General features: G+C 40.6%; 1 tRNA gene and 1 rRNA gene (1 of these 2 running past the window's edge). Both read left to right on the top strand.

The window, feature by feature from the left end:
• The first annotated feature begins 60 nt into the window (after positions 1–60).
• Positions 61–136, top strand: a tRNA-Ala gene (locus AMN80_RS02005).
• A 149-nt stretch (positions 137–285) separates the two neighbouring features.
• A 23S ribosomal RNA gene (locus AMN80_RS02000) occupies positions 286–1,233 on the top strand; it runs 1,805 nt beyond the window's last position.

Here is a 1,233-nt window from a genome sequence, read left to right as displayed (position 1 = left end):
ACACCCTTGATAAGGGTGGGGTCGATAGTTCGAGTCTATCTCGGCCCACCAAACTTATCTGGGGGATTAGCTCAGCTGGGAGAGCGCCTGATTTGCATTCAGGAGGTCAGCGGTTCGATCCCGCTATCCTCCACCAAGAAACACTTAGCTATTTTATTTGTAAATTTTTTAATAATTATCAATATCTATATCCGATTGTTCGAATAGATGAACAATCAAGAATGTTCGAATAGATGAACATTTTAACAAAATTTGATTCAAACACAGAATTTTTTTCTGTGCATAAATCAAGCGTTTAAGGGCGTGTGGCGGATGCCTTGGCACTAAAAGACGATGAAGGACGCGGTATACTGCGAAAAGTTTCGGGGAACTGTATGCAAGTTTTGATCCGAAAATTTCCGAATGGGGAAACCCTACACTTTATGTGTAACTTTAAATTGAATACATAGATTTAAAGAGATAACCTGGAGAACTGAAACATCTAAGTAACCAGAGGAAAAGAAATCAATTGAGATTCCGTTAGTAGTGGCGAGCGAAAGCGGAACAGGCCAGTAATAAATTTAAGAAAATTTGAATAGTATGGAAATGCTAACCAAAGATGGTGATAGTCCAGTAGAAGTAATGCTTAAATTTGTTCTTGAGTAAAGCGGGACACGTGAAATCTTGCTCGAATATAGGGGGACCACCCTCTAAGCCTAAATACTCTTTAGTGACCGATAGTGAACTAGTACCGTGAGGGAAAGGTGAAAAGAACCCCTATTAGGGGAGTGAAATAGAACCTGAAACCGCATGCCTACAATCAGTCGAAGCTCTTTTTAGAGTGACGGCGTACCTTTTGTATAATGGGTCAGTGACTTAATTTATTAAGCAAGCTTAAGCCATCTAGGTGTAGGCGTAGCGAAAGCAAGTCTTAATAGGGCGATTAGTTTAATGAATTAGACCCGAAAACGAATGAGCTTACCATGAGCAGGTTGAATGCAAGGTAACACTTGCTGGAGGACCGAACCAGTTGACGTTGAAAAGTCTTTGGATGACTTGTGGTAAGGGGTGAAAGGCCAACCAAATTCGTAGATAGCTGGTTTTCCGCGAAAACTATTTAGGTAGTGCGATGGATAAATATATATTTAGAGGTAGAGCACTAAATGGGCTAGGGGGAAGAGATTCTTACCAAACCTAATAAAACTCCGAATGCTAAATATAGTTCTCCATCAGACAGACTGTGGGTGCTAAGGT

Source organism: Candidatus Pelagibacter communis, from assembly GCF_001179985.1.
In the GTDB taxonomy this organism is placed as follows: Bacteria; Pseudomonadota; Alphaproteobacteria; order Pelagibacterales; family Pelagibacteraceae; genus Pelagibacter; species Pelagibacter ubique_J.
Note: the sequence above shows the minus strand (reverse complement) of the source record. Positions and strands in the feature narration are given on the sequence as shown.